General features: G+C 73.7%; 15 protein-coding genes. 5 read left to right on the top strand and 10 right to left on the bottom strand.

Annotated elements, in window-relative coordinates; all coding sequences use genetic code 11:
* Positions 1–22: 22 nt before the first annotated feature.
* Both H1D33_RS19820 and H1D33_RS19815 read right to left on the bottom strand, forming a co-directional pair.
* Positions 23–835 (bottom strand): SGNH/GDSL hydrolase family protein, encoded by an 813-nt coding sequence (locus H1D33_RS19820; protein WP_181571726.1) that lies wholly within the window; start codon positions 833–835, stop codon positions 23–25.
* Between the two features lie 76 nt (positions 836–911).
* A complete protein-coding gene (locus H1D33_RS19815) occupies positions 912–1,958 on the bottom strand; it encodes an SGNH/GDSL hydrolase family protein (RefSeq protein WP_181571727.1) in 1,047 nt (348 codons plus the stop codon).
* A gap of 130 nt (positions 1,959–2,088) precedes the next feature.
* Here H1D33_RS19815 and H1D33_RS19810 point away from each other — a divergent pair, with 130 nt between their 5' ends.
* Both H1D33_RS19810 and H1D33_RS19805 read left to right on the top strand, forming a co-directional pair.
* The gene (locus H1D33_RS19810) at positions 2,089–2,445 is read left to right on the top strand and encodes a YkvA family protein (protein ID WP_181571728.1); all 357 of its coding nucleotides are present in this window, start codon (positions 2,089–2,091) and stop codon (positions 2,443–2,445) included.
* 76 nt (positions 2,446–2,521) lie between these two features.
* Positions 2,522–3,892 (top strand): cystathionine beta-synthase, encoded by a 1,371-nt coding sequence (locus tag H1D33_RS19805; protein WP_181571729.1) that lies wholly within the window; start codon positions 2,522–2,524, stop codon positions 3,890–3,892.
* A 62-nt stretch (positions 3,893–3,954) separates the two neighbouring features.
* On the opposite strand, the gene H1D33_RS19800 is transcribed toward H1D33_RS19805, so the two are convergent.
* From H1D33_RS19800 to H1D33_RS19765, 8 genes are all read right to left on the bottom strand, one after another.
* Complete coding sequence (locus H1D33_RS19800; protein ID WP_246411990.1) at positions 3,955–4,941, bottom strand: S1C family serine protease; 987 nt, start codon at positions 4,939–4,941, stop codon at positions 3,955–3,957.
* Between the two features lie 82 nt (positions 4,942–5,023).
* The gene (locus tag H1D33_RS19795) at positions 5,024–5,533 is read right to left on the bottom strand and encodes a GNAT family N-acetyltransferase (protein WP_181571730.1); all 510 of its coding nucleotides are present in this window, start codon (positions 5,531–5,533) and stop codon (positions 5,024–5,026) included.
* Positions 5,530–6,459, bottom strand: a complete 930-nt coding sequence (locus tag H1D33_RS19790) for a ribonuclease Z (protein WP_181571731.1) — start codon at positions 6,457–6,459, stop codon at positions 5,530–5,532. Before H1D33_RS19790 ends, H1D33_RS19795 begins: the two co-directional genes overlap by 4 nt.
* 308 nt (positions 6,460–6,767) lie before the next feature.
* Entirely contained in the window at positions 6,768–7,952 is a 1,185-nt protein-coding gene (locus H1D33_RS19785) for an osmoprotectant NAGGN system M42 family peptidase (RefSeq protein ID WP_181571732.1), read from the bottom strand.
* Entirely contained in the window at positions 7,949–9,790 is a 1,842-nt protein-coding gene (gene ngg / locus H1D33_RS19780; protein ID WP_181571733.1) for an N-acetylglutaminylglutamine synthetase, read from the bottom strand. Before ngg ends, H1D33_RS19785 begins: the two co-directional genes overlap by 4 nt.
* 2 nt (positions 9,791–9,792) lie before the next feature.
* Positions 9,793–11,583: an N-acetylglutaminylglutamine amidotransferase gene (locus H1D33_RS19775; protein ID WP_181571734.1), complete on the bottom strand. Its 1,791-nt coding sequence runs from the start codon at positions 11,581–11,583 to the stop codon at positions 9,793–9,795.
* Positions 11,584–11,777: 194 nt separating this feature from the next.
* Positions 11,778–12,440: a peptide-methionine (S)-S-oxide reductase MsrA gene (msrA, locus tag H1D33_RS19770; protein ID WP_181571735.1), complete on the bottom strand. Its 663-nt coding sequence runs from the start codon at positions 12,438–12,440 to the stop codon at positions 11,778–11,780.
* 76 nt (positions 12,441–12,516) lie between these two features.
* A complete protein-coding gene (locus H1D33_RS19765) occupies positions 12,517–12,930 on the bottom strand; it encodes an HIT family protein (RefSeq protein WP_181571736.1) in 414 nt (137 codons plus the stop codon).
* A 271-nt stretch (positions 12,931–13,201) separates the two neighbouring features.
* Between H1D33_RS19765 and H1D33_RS19760 the strand changes: the two genes are divergently transcribed.
* Genes H1D33_RS19760 through ilvA form a run of 3 tightly spaced genes read left to right on the top strand, consistent with a single transcriptional unit; the run spans position 13,202 to position 17,048 of the window.
* Positions 13,202–14,344, top strand: a complete 1,143-nt coding sequence (locus tag H1D33_RS19760) for a cystathionine gamma-synthase (RefSeq protein WP_181571737.1) — start codon at positions 13,202–13,204, stop codon at positions 14,342–14,344.
* A 17-nt stretch (positions 14,345–14,361) separates the two neighbouring features.
* Positions 14,362–15,774 (top strand): amidase, encoded by a 1,413-nt coding sequence (locus H1D33_RS19755; RefSeq protein WP_181571738.1) that lies wholly within the window; start codon positions 14,362–14,364, stop codon positions 15,772–15,774.
* Positions 15,775–15,827: 53 nt separating this feature from the next.
* On the top strand, positions 15,828–17,048 hold the full coding sequence (gene ilvA, locus H1D33_RS19750) for a threonine ammonia-lyase (RefSeq protein ID WP_181571739.1): 1,221 nt from the start codon (positions 15,828–15,830) through the stop codon (positions 17,046–17,048).
* The last annotated feature ends 49 nt before the right edge of the window (positions 17,049–17,097 follow it).

Genomic DNA, 17,097 nt, shown 5'->3' with positions numbered 1-17,097 from the left:
GCCGCGCACCGGGCGGGAAATGTCACCCCGCCGGCGGCCGCCGGTGATGCCGGAACGCGACCGCGGCGGCCGCCTCGACCGCCGGGAGCAGGGCGTGCGCCCAGACCCGGTAGCCGTCCGCGGACGGGTGGAAGCCGTCGTGGCAGAGCGTGCCGGCGTCGGCCCGGAACACCGGGCCGGTCTCGGTGCCCAGGTCGACCACCGTGCCCCCGGCGTCGAGCACGGCCACCGTCTGGGCCCGCGCCATCCGCCGCCCGGACCAGCCGAGCACCTGGCGCAGCGGGGCGGCGACCGCGCGTACCGCGCCGAGGTCGGGGCAGGTGCCCACGACCACCTCGACGTGGGCCTCGCGCAGCCGGCGCACCGCCGAGCCGAGGTAGGCCGCCGCGTCGGCCGGGCGGCTCAGCGCGGTGGCGTCGTTCGCCCCGATCAGCACCACCGCCACGTCGGGCCGCTCGCCGAGCAGCGCCCGGGCCACCTGGGTGGCCAGGTCGGTGGCGCGGGACCCGGAGACGCCGACGCTGGACAGGTGCACCCGCCGGCCGGTCGGACCCTCGGCGAGCAGGTGGGCGAGCTGGCCGCCGATGGTCTCCTCGAAGCGGTCGACGCCCACCCCGAGCGCCGACGAGTCGCCGAGCAGCACCAGCCGCAGCGGCGGCGCGGCGGCCCGGCCCACCGTGGCCCGCAGCACGAGCCCCAGCTCGGGTTGCGCGTACTCCCGGCTGCGGGCGGCGATGGCCTGGCCGGCGAGGACCGCCGCGCCCCCCACGGTGCCGGCCAGCAGCGACAGGGCCGCGGCCCGGCCCCACCGGGCCGCCTCACTCGATCCGCTCATGCCGCCACTCCGCTTCGCTCCGTGCCGCCATGAGGCACCATCGCGCTGAGCCTGCCGATTCGCTCGCTGCACTCGCTCATGCCGTTCCCTCCAGCGTGGCCGAGTCGGCGGCGGTGCCGGTCGGGGGCACCGCGCCGACGCCGAAGAAGGCCCGCCGGCGCAGCTGGGCCCACCGCCCGCCGGGCCCGCGGTCGCGACCCCGGAGCTGGGCGCCGCTCACCTCCGTGCCGGCGTGCCGGGCCGCCTCGTGGGCGGCCTCCGGGAGCGACCGTACGCCTTCCAGGCCGACGAGCGAAGGCCTGCGCTCGGGCACCGCCCCCAGCGCGGAGAGCACGGTGGGCAGCAGCGCCGCCGCGGCCATGGCGTAGCCCTCCGCGGACGGGTGGAAGCGGTCCCAGGCGAACATCCGGCCCGGCTCGGCGGCGAACCGCGGCCCCAGCAGGTCGCCCAGGGAGACCGTCCGGCCGCCCGCCTCCACCACGGCCACCGTCTGGGCGGCGGCGAGCTGGCGGCTCCAGCGTCGGGCCAGCCACCGCAGCGGCGGCTGGATCGGCCGGATCGTGCCCAGGTCGGGGCAGGTGCCGACGATCACCTCGCAGCCGGCGGCGCGCAGGGTGCGGACCGCGTCGACCAGATAGCGCACGGCCACCGCCGGCGGGGTGCGGTTGGTGACGTCGTTGCCGCCGACCAGCACCACGGCGACGTCCGGCGCGACCTCCAACGCGGACTCGACCTGCGGCTTCAGGCCGGCGGACAGGGCGCCCACCACGGCGAACCGGTGCAGCCGGACCGGCCGGTGCAGGCGGCGGGACAACCCGGTGGCCAGCAGCGAGCCGGGCGTCTCGCGTCGCCGGTGCACGCCGTAGCCGGCGGCGGAGGAGTCACCCAGCACGACCATGGTCAGCGGCCGGCCGGGGAAGCGCGCGCCGTAGACGCCGTCGCAGCGGGGCGGTGGCGCCTCGGCCATCGGGATGGTGCGGCGGGCCTGCCGGGCCTGGCCGAGCAGCACCCCTCCGGTGGCGGCCGTGGCCGCCACCGTGGCGCCCGTGCCGATCGCCGCGAGGCGGGCGATCCGCCGGGCGTGCTGCCAGCGGACCGGCGCGACGGAACGAGCGTCCCCCATGAGCCGACAGTATCGCGCCGGCACGACCGTCGCTGTCCTTGATCGGGTGGCTGGCGGATGGCCGTTCTGGGTACCTGTGGGGTGGGCTTGCCCCGGGGGCGCACCCTGGTCGGCGGAGAAGGGCGGAATCATGGGGAAGACGTTGAAGCGCAGCGCCGCGTTCGCCGCGCTGGCCCGGGCACTGGCGGCCGGGGCGCGCGGCGGGCCGTCGCTCGGCGCCCGGTTGGCGGCGCTGCCCCGGATGATCCGGGCCACCAGCCGCGGAGAGTACGACGGCGGGCTGCGGCTGGCGCTGATGGCCGGCGCGGCAGCGTACGTCGTCTCCCCGATCGACCTGTTGCCGGAGATCCCGCTGGCGATCTTCGGGCTGGCCGACGACGCGGTGATGGTCACCTGGCTGGCCGGCAGCGTGCTCGCCGAGACCGAACGGTTCCTGGAGTGGGAGGCGCGTCGCAGCTCCGTCATCCCGGGGCATGTGGCGCCCTGACGACACGTACGCTGGGCGGCGACACCGGCTGACCGGCCGCCGCGGAAGCCGGCGGCGCGACGAAGGGCACAACGAGGTGCAGTACTACGACAACGTCGTCGAGCTGATCGGCAACACCCCGCTGGTCCGCCTGCGCAACGTCACCGAGGGCATCCAGGCGACCGTGCTGGCGAAGGTGGAATACGTCAACCCGGGCGGCTCGGTCAAGGACCGGATCGCGCTGCGCATGGTGGAGGACGCCGAGAAGGCGGGCATCCTTGGTCCGGGCGGCACGATCGTGGAGCCCACCAGCGGCAACACCGGCGTCGGGCTGGCCCTGGTGGCCCAGCTCAAGGGCTACCGCTGCGTCTTCGTCTGCCCCGACAAGGTCAGCCAGGACAAGCAGGACGTGCTGCGGGCGTACGGCGCCGAGGTGGTGGTCTGCCCGACCGCCGTGGCGCCGGAGGACCCGCGCTCCTACTACAACGTCTCCGACCGGCTGGCCCGGGAGATCCCCGGCGCGTGGAAGCCCGACCAGTACAGCAACCCGGCCAACCCGCGCTCGCACTACGAGACCACCGGCCCGGAGCTGTGGCGACAGACCGAGGGGAAGATCACCCACTTCGTCACCGGTGTCGGCACCGGCGGCACCATCTCCGGCATCGGCCGCTACCTCAAGGAGGCGTCCGAGGGGCGGGTCAAGGTCGTCGGGGCGGACCCGGAGGGCTCGGTCTACTCCGGCGGCACCGGCCGGCCCTACCTGGTCGAGGGCGTCGGTGAGGACTTCTGGCCGACGACGTACGACCGCTCGGTCGCCGACGAGATCGTCGAGGTGTCCGACAAGCAGTCCTTCGAGATGACCCGCCGGCTGGCCCGCGAGGAGGGGCTGCTGGTCGGCGGCTCCTGCGGCATGGCCGTGGTGGGCGCGCTGGAGGTGGCCCGCAAGGCCGGCCCGGACGACGTGATCGTGGTGCTGCTGCCGGACGGCGGCCGGGGCTACCTGTCGAAGATCTTCAACGACAAGTGGATGGCCCGCTACGGCTTCCTGGACGACTCGGGCACCGAGCCGACCGTGGCCGACGCGCTCGCCGGCAAGCCGGGCGGCCTGCCCGAGCTGGTGCACGTCCACCCGACCGAGACGGTCCGCGACGCCATCGACTACATGCGCGAATACGGCGTCTCGCAGCTCCCGGTGCTCAAGGCCGAGCCGCCGGTGGTGACCGGCGAGGTGGCCGGTTCGATCGCCGAGCGGGACCTGCTCGACGCGCTCTTCACCGGCCAGGCGCACCTGCACGACACGATCGAGCGGCACATGGGCGAGCCGCTGCCGATGATCGGTGGCGGGCAGCCGGTCAGCGAGGCGGTCGGGCTGCTGGAGAAGGCCGACGCGGCGCTGGTGCTGGTCGACGGCAAGCCGAAGGGCGTGCTGACCCGCCAGGACCTGCTCGCCCACCTCGGCGCCCACTGAGATGTAAGGCGGGGCCCCTTCTTAACGCCTGGCGTATAGGAAGGGGCCCCTTTTAACACCCCTCACCGGGTGCCCAGCTCGGTGGGGACCGCCACCACGTCGACGTACGCCCCCTTGCGCAGCAGGGTGACCGGCAGCCGGACGCCGATGGCCGGTCCGAGCATGAGCCGTTGCAGGCTCTGCCCGTCCTGCACCGGTCGCCCGCCCGCCGAGACGATCACGTCGCCGAGGTAGATACCGGCCACCCCGGCCGGGCTGCCCGGCACCACCTCGACCACCCGCAGCCCGCGCCGCTGGCCGGTCCGCGCGGTCACCTCCGGCGGCAGCGGCACCGGCGCGCCGGCCACCCCCAGCCAGGCCCGACGCACCCGCCCCTGCGCGGTCAGGTCGGCGACGATCTGCCGGGTGGTCCGGTTGACCGGCACGGCCAGCCCCAGCCCGTACCCGGCGACCGCGGTGTTCACGCCCACGACGCGGCCGGCGGAGTCGGCGAGCGCCCCGCCCGAGTTGCCCGGGTTGAGCGCGGCGTCGGTCTGGATGACGTCCTCGATCAGCCGGACCAGCCGCCCGTCGCGGGCGGGCAGCGACCGGCCCAGCCCGGAGACCACGCCGGCGGTGACCGACCCGGCGAGCCCCATCGGGTTGCCGACCGCGACCACCAGTTGCCCGATCCGCAGCCGGTCGGCGTCGCCCAGCTCGACCGGCGGCACGCCGGCCTCCTCGGCGCGCAGCACGGCCAGGTCCGACAGCGGGTCCGCACCGACCACCCGGAACCGGGTCTCGGTGCCGTCGCCGAAGGCGGCCACGCCGCCGCTCGCGCCCTGCACGACGTGTGCACTGGTCAGCAGCAACCCGTCCGGGTCGATCACCACCGCCGACCCGGCGCCCGCGCCGCGCGGCGTCCGCACCGCCAGGGCCGCGACCGCGGGCAGCACCTTCGCCGCCACGCCGGTCACCACCCGGGAGTACGCGTCGAGCGCGGCGTCGTCGGCCCGCCCGGTGTCCTCGGTGTCCATGTCGCCCGCAACGCGGAACCGGCGGACGGTCATGCCCGCATCCGCTGAGAGCGAACGGCGGAGGTGTTAAGCGGGGGCCCCTCCTCTACCGAATGCGTTAAAAGGGGGCCCCTCCTTACACGCCACGCGTGTAGCGGAGCTGGTGGACGCGGACGGTGCCGATGCGGTCGGTGCGGCGCAGCCCGGTCGCCTGCCAGCCGCCGCGCTCGTAGAAGCGCCGCCCGGCGGCGTTGTCCCGCAGCACCCACAGCGCCGCCCGGGTCCAGCCCCGGTCCCGCATCGCGGCCAGCGCGTCCACCATCAACGCCCGGCCGGTGCCCCGACCCCGCTCGTCCGGCTCCAGGTGGATGGCGTTGAGCAGGCCGGTCGCCGGGTCGCCCTCGTCGTCCGGCCCGAGATAGCTGAAGCCGACCAGCCGCCCGTCCCGCTCGGCCACCGTCATCCGGTGGTCGGCGGCCTCCCAGGTCAGCCGCTCCACCCAGTAGCGGCCCATCGCCTCTTCGTTGGGGTCGGCCAGCGCCTCCGGCGGCAGGAACGACGAGTACGCCGCCACCCGGGAACGCTGGTGCAGGGCGCCGACCGCCATCAGGTCGGACTCGGTCGCGGGGCGTAGGGAGACGGTCACTCCGGCGACGGTACCCGCCGGGGCGGCACCGGCACCGTCTGGAGATCCTCGGCGATCACCAGTTCGCCGGTGAAGTGTTCCCGGGCCTCGTCGTGGAACCGGCGCGGGTCGGCGTACCGCTGGGAGAAGTGGGTGAGCACGAGCGTGCGTACCCCCGACTCGGCCGCCACCCGCGCGGCCTGGCCGGCGGTGAGGTGGCCGACCTCGGCGGCGAGCGCGGCCTCCGACGCCAGGAACGTCGACTCGATGACGAGCAGGTCGGCGTGGTCGGCCAGCGCGTACACGCCGTCGCAGAGCCCGGTGTCCATCACGAAGGCGAACCGCTGCCCCGGTCGGACGACGCTCACCTCGTCGGAGTCGACGCGGCGCCCGTCGAGGTCCAGGTGGCCCTCGCGGAGCAGCCGCCCCACCGCCGGACCGGCGATGCCGTACGCGGACAGCCGCTCCGGGAGCAGCCGGCGGCCGTCCGGCTCGACGAGCCGGTAGCCGTACGTCTCGACGGGGTGCCGCAGCCGGCGGGCCTCCAGCGTGCCGACGCCAAGCGTGATCCGCTGCCCGTCGGCGTCGATCGGCTTGACGGTCAGCTCGGCGGTCTCGTAGAAGCTGGAGGCGTGGCGCAGCCGGGCGAAGTATTCGGCGCCGCCGGCGGGGAAGTGCACGGCCACCGGGTGCGGCACCCGGTCCAGGGAGAGCCGCTGGATCATGCCGGGCAGCCCGAGGCAGTGGTCGCCGTGGAAGTGGGTGACGCAGATCCGGGTCAGGTCGGTGGCGGTCACGCCGGTGTGCAGCATCTGGCGCTGGCTGCCCTCGCCCGGGTCGAAGAGGATCACCTCGTCGTCCCAGCGCAGCAGGTAGCCGTTGTGGTTGCGCGCCCGGGTCGGGGCCTGGCTGGCCGTACCGAGCACGACGAGCTCCCGCATCGACACGGTGTCCTCGCTCCCGGAAAAGGGTCGACCCCCGGGGCTTCCGCGCTCGCGCGCGGGCCGGCTGGACTGGGCCGGCACCCCGGGGGTCGGGTGGCTGTCGTGGTTTCGCCGCACCGCTGCCACACGGTCTCGACGATCATGCTGTGCCCGCCTCGCGGCGGACGAGTTTTCACTGTCGAGGACAGCGGCTAGCGGACAGCCACCTCACGAGTCCGATTGCTATACAAGTCTGGACCACCTCCTTTCCCGTGTACCGCCACGCTATCCACTTCCCGGCGGCATCGGCAACGGATTTCGATCACAGACGTTCAGTCCAGCCCGATCGGGCCCTCGCGCGGGCCGTCCTCGTGGGCCGGCTGCACCGCCAGCGACGGGAAGTCGGCCAGGTCGCCCTCCGGCTCGGCGTCCCACTCGGGGAAGACCAGCGGGCTCTGCAGATAGAGGCAGAGCAGTTGGGTGAGCTGGTGCAGGCCGTCCAGGTGGGTGCGCTCGTGGCCGTGGGTGGCGTCCACGCCGAAGCCGAGCAGCGCCACCCGGGCGTGCGCCCCGGCCTCGACCGCCGACGCCGCGTCCGAGCGGTAGTAGTCGAACACGTCCCGGACCAGGTCGACGCCGTGTTCCTTGGCGATCGCGGCCAGGTTGCGGGTCAGGTGGTAGTCGAACGGGCCGACGCCGTCGCCCATGGCCAGCGTGGCCGCGTTCTCCCGGGACTGCTGGCCGGGCGCGACCACCGCCGCGTCCACCGAGACGATCTCCGCCACGTCCGGGTCGAGCCCGTGGCTGGCGCCGTGGCCGATCTCCTCGGTGACGGTGACCAGCAGGTGCGCGGTGACCGCCGGGGTGACGCCGGCGTCGACCATGGCCTTGAACGCGGTCAGCACGGCGGCCACGCCGGCCTTGTCGTCCAGGTGCCGGGACTTCACGTACCCGCTGGGGGTGATCGACGGGTTGGGCAGCAGCGCGACGAAGTCGCCGGCGTCGATGCCGAGTGCCCGCAGGCCGGCCTCGTCGGTCACCGGCTCGTCGACCCGGACCTCGACCAGCTCCCAGCCGACGCCCTGGAGGTCGACCGCCTCGTTGTAGCGGTGCCCGCTCGCCTTCAGCGGCAGCACCTGGCCGGTGACCACCCGGTCCAGGTCGTCGGTGAAGATCCGCACGTGGGCGCCCTCGGCGAAGCGGGCGCTGTGCGTGCCGATCGGGTTGATCTCCAGCCGGCCGTTCTCCTTGAGCCGCTTCACCATGCCGCCGATGGTGTCGGTGTGCACCACGACCGCGCGGTCCGCGCCGGTGGCCCGGGGCCCGGGCAGGCTGGCGCTCAGCGCCCCGCGCCGGGTCAGCGTGGAGCTGATCCCGAGCGCGGAGAGCCGTTCGCCCACGTACTGCTGGATGTGGTCGGTACGCCCGGACGGGCTGGGGATCTCCAGCAGTTCCACCAGCACCTGGCGCAGGTATTCGAGGTCGAGCTTGAGCGGTTCGGGTTTCCGTGCGGTCATGCCCCAGAGCCTGCCGCACCGGCCGGCGACCAGAGTCGCTGCGGTGCCCGCGTGCCCGGGAAGAGCAGGTCGACGAACCGTTCGGCGGTCGGCTGCGGCTCGTGGTTGGCCAGGCCCGGCCGTTCGTTCGCCTCGATGAACACGTGCTCCGGCGCGTCCGGGGCGGGCACCAGCAGGTCCAGCCCGGTGACCGGGATGTCCAGCGCCCGGCTGGCCGTCACGCACGCCTCGGCGATCGCCGGGTGCAGCTCGGCGGTCACGTCGTGGATGGTGCCGCCGGTGTGCAGGTTGGCCGTCCGCCGGACCGCCAGCACCTGCCCCTCCGGCAGCACGTCGTGCATCTGGTAGCCGGCCTCGGCCACCACCTCGCGGGTCATGTCGTCGACCGGGATCCGGGACTCGCCGCCGGTGGCGGCGGCCCGGCGGCGGCTCTGCCGGTCGATCAGCTCGGTGACGTCGTGCACCCCGTCACCGGTGATCTGCGCCGGCCGGCGCACCGCGGCGGCCACCACCTCGTGGTCGATCACCACCACCCGCAGGTCCTCGCCGGCGCGCAGCTCCTCGATCAGCACGTCCGGGCAGAACCGCCGGGCCAGCTCGACGGCGGCGGTCAGCGCCTCCGGCGTCCGCACCCCGACGGTGATGCCGTTGCCCTGCTCGCCCCGCGCCGGCTTGACCACCACCGGGCCCACGTCGGCCAGGAACGCCAGGTCGTCGGGCTCGCCGGTGGCGGTGCGCCCGCGCGGCACGGACAGCCCGGCCTCGGTGAGGATGCGCCGGGTGACCCGCTTGTCGTCGCAGCGGCTCATCGCCACCGCCGAGGTCAGCTCGGACAGCGACTCGCGGGTGTGGATGGTCCGGCCGCCGCTGGTCAGCTTCAGCTCACCCCAGTGCGGGTCGGTCACCTCCACCCGGATGCCGCGCCGCATCGCCTCGTCCGCGACGATCTTGGCGTACGGGTTCAGCTCGTCGTACCCCTCCGGCATGGCCGGCAGGAACAGCCGCTCGTTGATCGGGTTCTTCCGCTTCACGCAGAGCGTGCCGGTGCGGTGGAAGCCGAGCCGCTCGTAGAGCCGGATCGCGCCCGAGTTCTCCGCCAGCACGGACAGGTCCACGTACGCCCGGCCGCGCGCGTCGAGCTGGTCGGCGAGCGCGGTGAGCAGCGCCTGACCGGTGCCGGGCGGCGCGGTGTTGAAGTCCACCGTCAGGCACCAGAGGCTGGCGCCGCTCTCCGGGTCGTCGAAGACCGCGACGTGGTCCACGCCGGTGATGGTGCCGACCACCTCGCCGGCCGCGTCCTCGGCGACCAGGTGCAGGAACCGGTCGGTGGCGGCGTTGTCCACCAGCACGTCGACCGGGGCGGTGACCATGCCGTTGCGGGCGTAGATCCGGTTCACCGCGTCCGCGTCGTCGGCGTCGCGCAGCGCCCGGATGCTCAGCCCGGGGATCTCGCCGCCCTCGGTGGCGGCCGGCCGGCGCTCGCCCAGCGGCAGCCGGTAGGTCAGCGACGGGTCGATGAACAGCTCGTCGGGCAGCCGGGAGACCAGCACGTGCGGGTCACGCAGGTAGATGCAGATGTCCCGGGCGCCGTTCGCCTCGGAGCGCAGCACGTCGGCCACGTGCACCTGGTCGGTGAAGGTCTGGCCGAAGACCAGCCGGCCCCAGCCGCAGTCCAGCACCACGCCGGAGGCGTCGGTGGCCACGGCGGTGGACGGCAGCGCCGGCTCCGGCGTACCGGGGGCGACCGGGTCACCGCCCGGGCCGACGCGTTCCCGGCGCCGGCCCAGCACCCGTTCCCGGTCGGTACGCGCCGTGCCGGTGGCGAGGGTGTCCGTCATGGTCAGTCGATTCCGTGGCTCTGGAGCCACATTTCCAGGAGTCCCAGTTGCCACAGCTTGTTTCCGTTCAACGGGGTCAGTTCGGCGTTCGGGTCGGCGAGCAGCGCGTCGACGTAGTCGGCGCGGAACAGGTCACGGCGGCGCGCCTCCGGGGCGCTGAGCGCGTCGCGTACCCGGTCGAGGAGCTTGCCCTCCAGGTGGGTGAGGCCCGGCACCGGGAAGTAGCCCTTCGGCCGGTCGATGACCTCGTGCGGCAGCACCCGCCGGCCGATCTCCTTGAGCACGCCCTTGCCGCCCTGGGCCAGCTTCAGCTCCGGCGGGCAGCTCGCGGCCAGCTCGACGAACTCGTGGTCGAGGAACGGCACCCGGGCCTCCAGCCCGTGTGCCATGGTCATGTTGTCGACCCGCTTCACCGGGTCGTCGGTCAGCATGACCTGGGTGTCGATCCGCAGGCCGGCGTCGACCGCGGTCTGCGCGCCGGCCCGGCCCAGGTGCGCGGCCACGAACTCGCGCGCCGGGTCGCCGTCGGCCAGCCAGTCGGGGTTGAGCACCCGGGCCAGTCCGGCCGCGTCGCGGTCGAAGAACGCCTTCGCGTACGTCTCCAGCGCCTGCTCCCGGTCCACCCCGGCCAGCGGCGGGTACCAGTGGTAGCCGCCCAGGATCTCGTCCGCGCCCTGACCCGACTGGACCACCTTCACGTGCCGGGCGACCTCCTGGCTGAGCAGCCAGAACGCCACGCAGTCGTGGCTGACCATGGGTTCGCTCATGGCCGCGACGGCGGCCTCCAGCGGCGGCAGCAGGTCGCCGGTGGGCACCCGGATCTGGTGGTGGTCGGTGCCGAACGTCTTCGCCACCAGGTCGGAGTAGACGAACTCGTCGCCCTCCCGGCCGCCCACCGCGTCGAAGCCGATGGAGAACGTGGCCAGGCCGGAACGGGCCTGCCCCTCGCCGGCCAGCAGCGCGACCACCAGGCTGGAGTCGAGGCCGCCGGAGAGCAGCACACCCACCGGCACGTCGGCCACCATCCGGCGGCGCACCGCGGTGGTCAGCGAGTCGAGCAGCGCGTCCTGCCAGTCCCGCTCGGACCAGCCGGCCCGCTCGTCGGCCCGGCCGAACGCCGGGTCCCAGTAGACCCGGTCGCGGGTGGTGCCGTCCGCCTCGTACACCCGGACCGTGGCCGGCGGCAGCTTGGTGACGCCGGCGAGGATGGTCCGCGGCGGCGGCACGATGCTGTGGAAGCTCAGGTAGTGGGCGAGCGCCACCCGGTCGATGGTGGTGTCCACGCCGCCGCCGGCCAGCAGCGCCGGCAGGGTCGAGGCGAAGCGCACCACGCCGGGGGTCTCGGCGAGGTAGAGCGGCTTGATGCCGAGGCGGTCCCGGGCCAGCACCAGCCGGCCGGTGTCCCGCTCGCTGATCGCCACCGCGAACATGCCGATCAGGTGGTCGACGAAGTCGAGCCCCCACTCGGCGTACGCCTTGACCACGACCTCGCTGTCCCCGGCGGAGAAGAAGCGGTGGCCCTTGGCCTGGAGCTCGGCGCGCAGTTCCCGGTAGTTGTAGATGCAGCCGTTGAAGACTCCGGTGAGGCCCGCGGCGGCATCGACGATCGGTTGGCCGCTGGCGGCGGACAAGTCGATGATTTTGAGGCGTCGGTGTCCCAACGCGGTCGGGCCCTGCGACCAGATGCCGCTGTCGTCGGGCCCTCGGTCACTCATCGTGGCCGCCATCCGCTCCACGGCCGAGACGTCGGCGCGTGAACCGTCACGGCGGAACTCTCCCGCAAGTCCGCACATACGAGCCAATGCTGCCAGAGCTTGTTGCAGTTCGCCTGTTGAGACGATGACGAACGTGTGACACCTTGCTACAGTGCGCCGTCACCCAGGGTGGTCGTCCGTCACGCCTTCGGTTCCTGCCCGCCCGGTGGCCGATGTCGGAAATGTGCCGGGCCCGCGGTGTGACGAACACCGCAGGCCCGGACGCTGTCGGCCTAGCTTCCGGTACGGGCGACGCCGACCGGGCAGCTCAGCCCGTTGGGGCCGTGGTTGCAGTAGCCGTTCGGGTTCTTCGTCGGGGCGAGGTACTGCTGGTGGTAGTCCTCGGCAAAGAAATAGTCGCCGAGCGGGGCGATCTCCGTGGTGATCTCACCCTTGCCGGCGCGCGCCACGATCGGCGCGAACGCGTCCCGCGAGGCCACCGCCGCCGCACGCTGCTCGTCGGTGGTGGTGTAGATCGCCGAGCGGTACTGGGTGCCCACGTCGTTGCCCTGGCGCATGCCCTGGGTCGGGTCGTGGTTCTCCCAGAAGACCTTGAGCAGGTCCTCGTAGGCGATCTTCGACGGGTCGTAGACCACCTGGACCACCTCGGCGTGCCCGGTCATGCCGGAGCACACCTCCTCGTACGTCGGGTTGGTGGTGTAGCCGCCCGCGTAACCGGCGGACGTGGTGAGCACGCCGGGGAGGGTCCAGAACAGGCGCTCGGCGCCCCAGAAACAGCCCATGCCGAAGACGGCGACCTGCGCGCCCTCGGGGAAGGGGCCCTTCAGCGCCGACGGCAGCACCTCGTGCCGGTCGGCGACCGGCATGGCGAGCGGGCGGCCCGGCAGGGCCTGGTCAGGAGAGATCATCTCGGCCTTCATGCGGCGGAGGAACACGGTGGGACTCCTCTCGTGGCTTTCCCAGCCTGTGCAACAGCGCCGGTCCCCGGTTCCTTACCCGCCCGTCCCGACCTCAGGCCAGCGCGGCGGAGATCCGCTCGGCGAAGCCTTTCGCCTCGTCGTCGTCGGCGTAGCGGGTGCGCGGCCAGAAGAAGCCGCGCAGCCCGTCGCCCTTGGTGCGGGGCACCACGTGGGTGTGCAGGTGCGGGACGGACTGGGACACGGTGTTGTTCATCGCCACGAACGTCCCACCGGACCCCAGACCGGACTGCACCGCCACCGCGATCCGCCGCACCAGCCGGAAGTAGCCCGGCAGCGTTTCGGCGGGCAGGTCGGCGATCGTCACCAGGTGCGTGCGCGGCACCACCAGCACGTGGCCTTTGAACACCGGCCGGGTGTCGAGGAACGCCACCCCGTCCGGCTCGTCGGTCACGGTGAAGGCCGGCACCTCGCCGGCCACGATCCCGCAGAACACGCACCCGCTCATCAACGCAGCCTAGGCCCGAACTGGCCGACCCACCCGTCCCACCCTGCCCGCCTGAACTCCTTTGATCATGAAGTTGGCGGCATCTTTGATCTCTACGAATACCGCCAACTTCATGATCAAAGCTTGTCCAGAGGGGTGGAGATCCGGTCGATCGCGCCGAGCAGGCGGGACGGCAGTGCTTCGGTCGAACTCGCCGGCCCGGTATGGTCGACCGGACCGACGCGCCCGGGTTGGCGGCACCGCGACGGACCGGCCGACTAACGTCTCGGGCATGAGCCACGGCTTCGAGACACTCGCCATCCACGCCGGCCAGGACCCCGAGGCCCGCACCGGCGCGGTGATCCCACCGATCTACCAGACCAGCACCTACGCCCAGGACGCCGTCGGCGCGCCCCGCGAGGGCTACGAGTACAGCCGTTCCGGCAACCCCACCCGGGACGCGTTGCAGGAGTGCCTGGCCGCGCTGGAGGGCGGTCCGGTGGCGCTCGCCTTCGCCAGCGGCCTGGCCGCCGAGGACACGCTGCTGCGGACCGTCTGCAAGCCGGGCGACCACGTGGTGATCCCGGACGACGCGTACGGCGGCACCTACCGGCTGTTCGCGAAGGTGGCCGAGCGCTGGGGCCTCGACTACACCCCGGCGAAGGTCTCCGACCCGGACGCGGTGCGCGCCGCGATCCGGCCCGGCGCCACCCGGATCGTCTGGGTGGAGACGCCGACCAATCCGCTGCTCGGCATCGCCGACATCGCCGCGCTGGCCGCCGTGGCGCACGACGCCGGCGCCCTGCTGGTGGTCGACAACACGTTCGCCTCGCCGTACCTCCAGCAACCGATCGCGTTCGGCGCGGACGTGGTGGTGCACTCCACCACCAAGTACGTCGGCGGACACTCCGACGTGGTCGGTGGCGCGCTGGTCGCCGCGGACCGCACGCTCGGCGAGGAGCTGCGCTACCACCAGAACGCGATGGGCGCGATCAACGGCCCGTTCGACGCCTGGCTCACCCTGCGCGGCATCAAGACCCTCGGGGTACGGATGGACCGGCACTGCGACAACGCCGAGCGGATCGCCGCCTTCCTGGACGGCAACGCGAAGGTCGCCCAGGTCATCTACCCGGGCCTGTCCTCGCACCCGGGGCACGAGGTGGCCGCCAAGCAGATGCGCCGGTTCGGCGGCATGATCTCGTTCCGGGCGGCCGGCGGCGAGGAGCACGCGGTCGAGATCTGCAACCGGGCCCGGCTGTTCGTGCTCGCCGAGTCGCTCGGCGGCGTCGAGTCCCTGATCGAGCACCCGGGACGGATGACACACGCGAGCGCTGCCGGCTCGCCGCTTGAAGTTCCCGGTGATCTCGTGCGACTGTCTGTCGGCATCGAGACGGTCGACGACCTGCTCGCCGATCTGGAGCAGGCACTGGGCTGACCGCTGGACGACGGAGGGTGGCAGTGCCGGACATCTTGCCGACGACCTGGGTCGGCGCGACCGCGAAACAGATCGCCCGCGCGGTGCGCCGTGGCGACGTCTCCGCCACCCAGGTGGTGGCCGACCACCTCGACCACGTGTCCCGGGTCGACGCCGAGCTGGCCGCGTTCCGCACGGTACGCGGCGGCGAGGCGATCACCGAGGCGGAGAAGGTCGACGAGCAGGAGGAGTTGGCCGACCTGCCGCTGGCCGGGGTGCCGGTGGCGGTCAAGGAGAACACGCCCGTCGCCGGGCTGCCCACCTGGAACGGGTCCGCCGCGATGCGTACCCCGGTGGCCGAGGCCGACCACGAGGTGGTCCGCCGGTTGCGCGGCGCGGGCGCGGTGATCCTCGGCGTGACCCGGATGCCGGAGCTGGGCCTGTGGGCCCTCACCGACGACGACACCGGGGTGACCCGCAACCCCTGGGATCCGGCGCGTACCCCCGGTGGCTCCTCCGGCGGCGCGGCCGCCGCGGTGGCCGCCGGGATGGTGCCGATGGCCCACGGCAACGACGGCCTCGGCTCGATCCGCATCCCGGCGGCCTGCTGCGGCCTGGTCGGGCTCAAGCCCGGCCGGGGCGTGGTGCCCTGCCAGCTCGGCGCGGACGACTGGTTCGGGCTCACCGAGCACGGCGTGCTGACCGGCACGGTGGCCGACGCGGTGGTCGGCTTCTCGGTGCTGGCCGGTCGCCGGCCGGACAAGCTGGTCCCGCCGCCCCGGCTGCGGGTGGGCGTGTCGCTGCGCTCCCCGGTGAAGGGCGTCTCCCCGGACGCGCCGAACCGGGACGCGGTCACCGCCGCCGGTCGGCTGCTCGCCGCCGCCGGGCACGACACCGTGCCCACCGACCCGGTCTACCCGACCCGGCTCGGCCTGCAGGGCATCGCCACCTGGTTCGCGGCCGCCGCCGCCGACGTGCGCGCCGCCGGGGTGGCGCCGCGCCAGCTCCAGCGGCGCAGCCGCCGGCACGTCGCGCTCGGCGAGTGGGCGCAGCGCCGGGGGTACGTCCGGGAGGCCGACCGGGCCGCCTGGCGCGAGCGGTCGGTGCACTTCTTCGACGACCACTCGGTCGACCTGCTGCTCACCCCGGCGCTGGCCGGGCCGCCGCCGGAGGCCGCCGGCTGGTCGGGCCGGTCCTGGCTGGCGAACATGCGGACGAACATCCGGTACGCCCCGTACGCCGCGCCGTGGAACATCGCCGGCCTGCCGTCGATCGTGGTGCCGGTGGGTCGCCGCCCGGACGGGTTGCCGGTCGGCGTGCAGTTCGTCGGCCCGCCCGGCTCCGAGCTGCTGCTGCTCGGGGTGGCCGGCCAGTTCGAGATGCAGGCGCCGTGGACCCGGCACGCGCCCGGCTATCCCCGGGTCGGCACGGGGTCACCCGCCGCCACCTGACCGTCGGTGACGTCGCCGCAGCTTCCGCCGGGGGTGGGTGGCACGATCGGGGCATGACGGAGATGGTCGGTCTCGCCGACGTACAGGCCGCGCGGGAACTGCTCGCCGGCGTCACCCGCACCACCCCGCTGGAGCCCTCCCGGCCGCTCAGCGCCGCGCTCGGCGGCCCGGTCTGGCTCAAGTGCGAGAACGTGCAGCGCGCCGGGTCGTACAAGGTGCGCGGCGCGTACGTGCGGATCTCCCGGCTCTCCGCCGAGGAGCGGGCGCGCGGCGTGGTCGCGGCGAGCGCCGGCAACCACGCCCAGGGGGTGGCGCTCGCCGCCGGCCTGGTCGGCGCGCAGGCCACCGTCTTCATGCCGGTGAACGCGCCGCTGCCGAAGGTCGCCGCCACCAAGGGGTACGGCGCCCGGATCGAGCTGGTCGGCAACACGGTGGACGAGTCGCTGGTCGCGGCGCAGACCTTCGCGGAGCGTACCGGCGCGGTGTTCATCCACCCGTTCGACCACCCGGACGTCATCGCCGGACAGGGCACGGTGGCGCTGGAGATCCTCGAACAGTGCCCGGACGTGCGCACCATCGTGACCGGGGTCGGTGGTGGCGGGCTCGTCTCGGGGATGGCGGTGGCGGCCAAGGCGCTGCGTCCCGACGTACGCGTGATCGGGGTGCAGGCGGCGAGCGCCGCGGCCTTCCCGCCCTCGCTGCGGGCCGGCGAACCGGTCCGGCTGCCGTCCTTCGCGACGATCGCCGACGGCATCGCCGTGGGCCGGCCCGGCGAGCTGACCTTCACCCACGTCCGCAAGCTGGTCGACGACGTCGTCACGGTCTCCGAGGAGGACATCTCCCGGGCGTTGCTGATGCTGTTGGAGCGCGGCAAGCAGGTGGTGGAGCCGGCCGGCGCGGTGGGCGTGGCGGCGTTGATGGCCGGCGCGGTGGAGGTGACCACGCCGACGGTGGCGGTGCTCTCCGGCGGCAACATCGACCCGCTGCTGATGCTCCGGGTGATCGAGCACGGCCTGGCGGCGGCCGGGCGTTTCCTGCGCGTCACGGTGCGCTGCACCGACCGGCCCGGCCAGCTCGCCTCGCTGCTCAGCGAGATCGCCGAGCACCGGGCGAACGTGGTGGACGTGGTGCACCAGCGGGCCAATCCGCACCTGCGCCTCGGCGAGGTGGAGGTGGCGCTGTCCGTGGAGACCCGCGGGGTGGAGCACTCGGACACGCTTATCAGCGCGTTGCGCGCGAGCGGCTACCAGGTGGTCTTCGCGGGCGAGGGGTGAGCCCGTCCGGAATGCCGAACGCCCCGGCCGGATGATCCGGTCGGGGCGT

Origin of the sequence: Micromonospora ferruginea (assembly GCF_013694245.2) — a bacterium.
Lineage (GTDB): Bacteria > Actinomycetota > Actinomycetes > Mycobacteriales > Micromonosporaceae > Micromonospora > Micromonospora robiginosa.
The sequence above is the reverse complement of the archived record's forward strand: the minus strand, read 5'-3'. Positions and strand labels throughout refer to the sequence as shown.

Bases quoted from the DNA above. Each gene is read 5' to 3' on its own strand.
- H1D33_RS19820 (WP_181571726.1), bottom strand. From the start codon at position 835: ATGAGCGGATCGAGTGAGGCGGCCCGGTGGGGCCGGGCCGCGGCCCTG.
- H1D33_RS19815 (WP_181571727.1), bottom strand. From the start codon at position 1,958: ATGGGGGACGCTCGTTCCGTCGCGCCGGTCCGCTGGCAGCACGCCCGG.
- H1D33_RS19810 (WP_181571728.1), top strand. From the start codon at position 2,089: ATGGGGAAGACGTTGAAGCGCAGCGCCGCGTTCGCCGCGCTGGCCCGG.
- H1D33_RS19800 (WP_246411990.1), bottom strand. From the start codon at position 4,941: ATGACCGTCCGCCGGTTCCGCGTTGCGGGCGACATGGACACCGAGGAC.
- H1D33_RS19785 (WP_181571732.1), bottom strand. From the start codon at position 7,952: ATGACCGCACGGAAACCCGAACCGCTCAAGCTCGACCTCGAATACCTG.
- ngg (WP_181571733.1), bottom strand. From the start codon at position 9,790: ATGACGGACACCCTCGCCACCGGCACGGCGCGTACCGACCGGGAACGG.
- H1D33_RS19775 (WP_181571734.1), bottom strand. From the start codon at position 11,583: ATGTGCGGACTTGCGGGAGAGTTCCGCCGTGACGGTTCACGCGCCGAC.
- H1D33_RS19765 (WP_181571736.1), bottom strand. From the start codon at position 12,930: ATGAGCGGGTGCGTGTTCTGCGGGATCGTGGCCGGCGAGGTGCCGGCC.
- H1D33_RS19760 (WP_181571737.1), top strand. From the start codon at position 13,202: ATGAGCCACGGCTTCGAGACACTCGCCATCCACGCCGGCCAGGACCCC.
- ilvA (WP_181571739.1), top strand. From the start codon at position 15,828: ATGACGGAGATGGTCGGTCTCGCCGACGTACAGGCCGCGCGGGAACTG.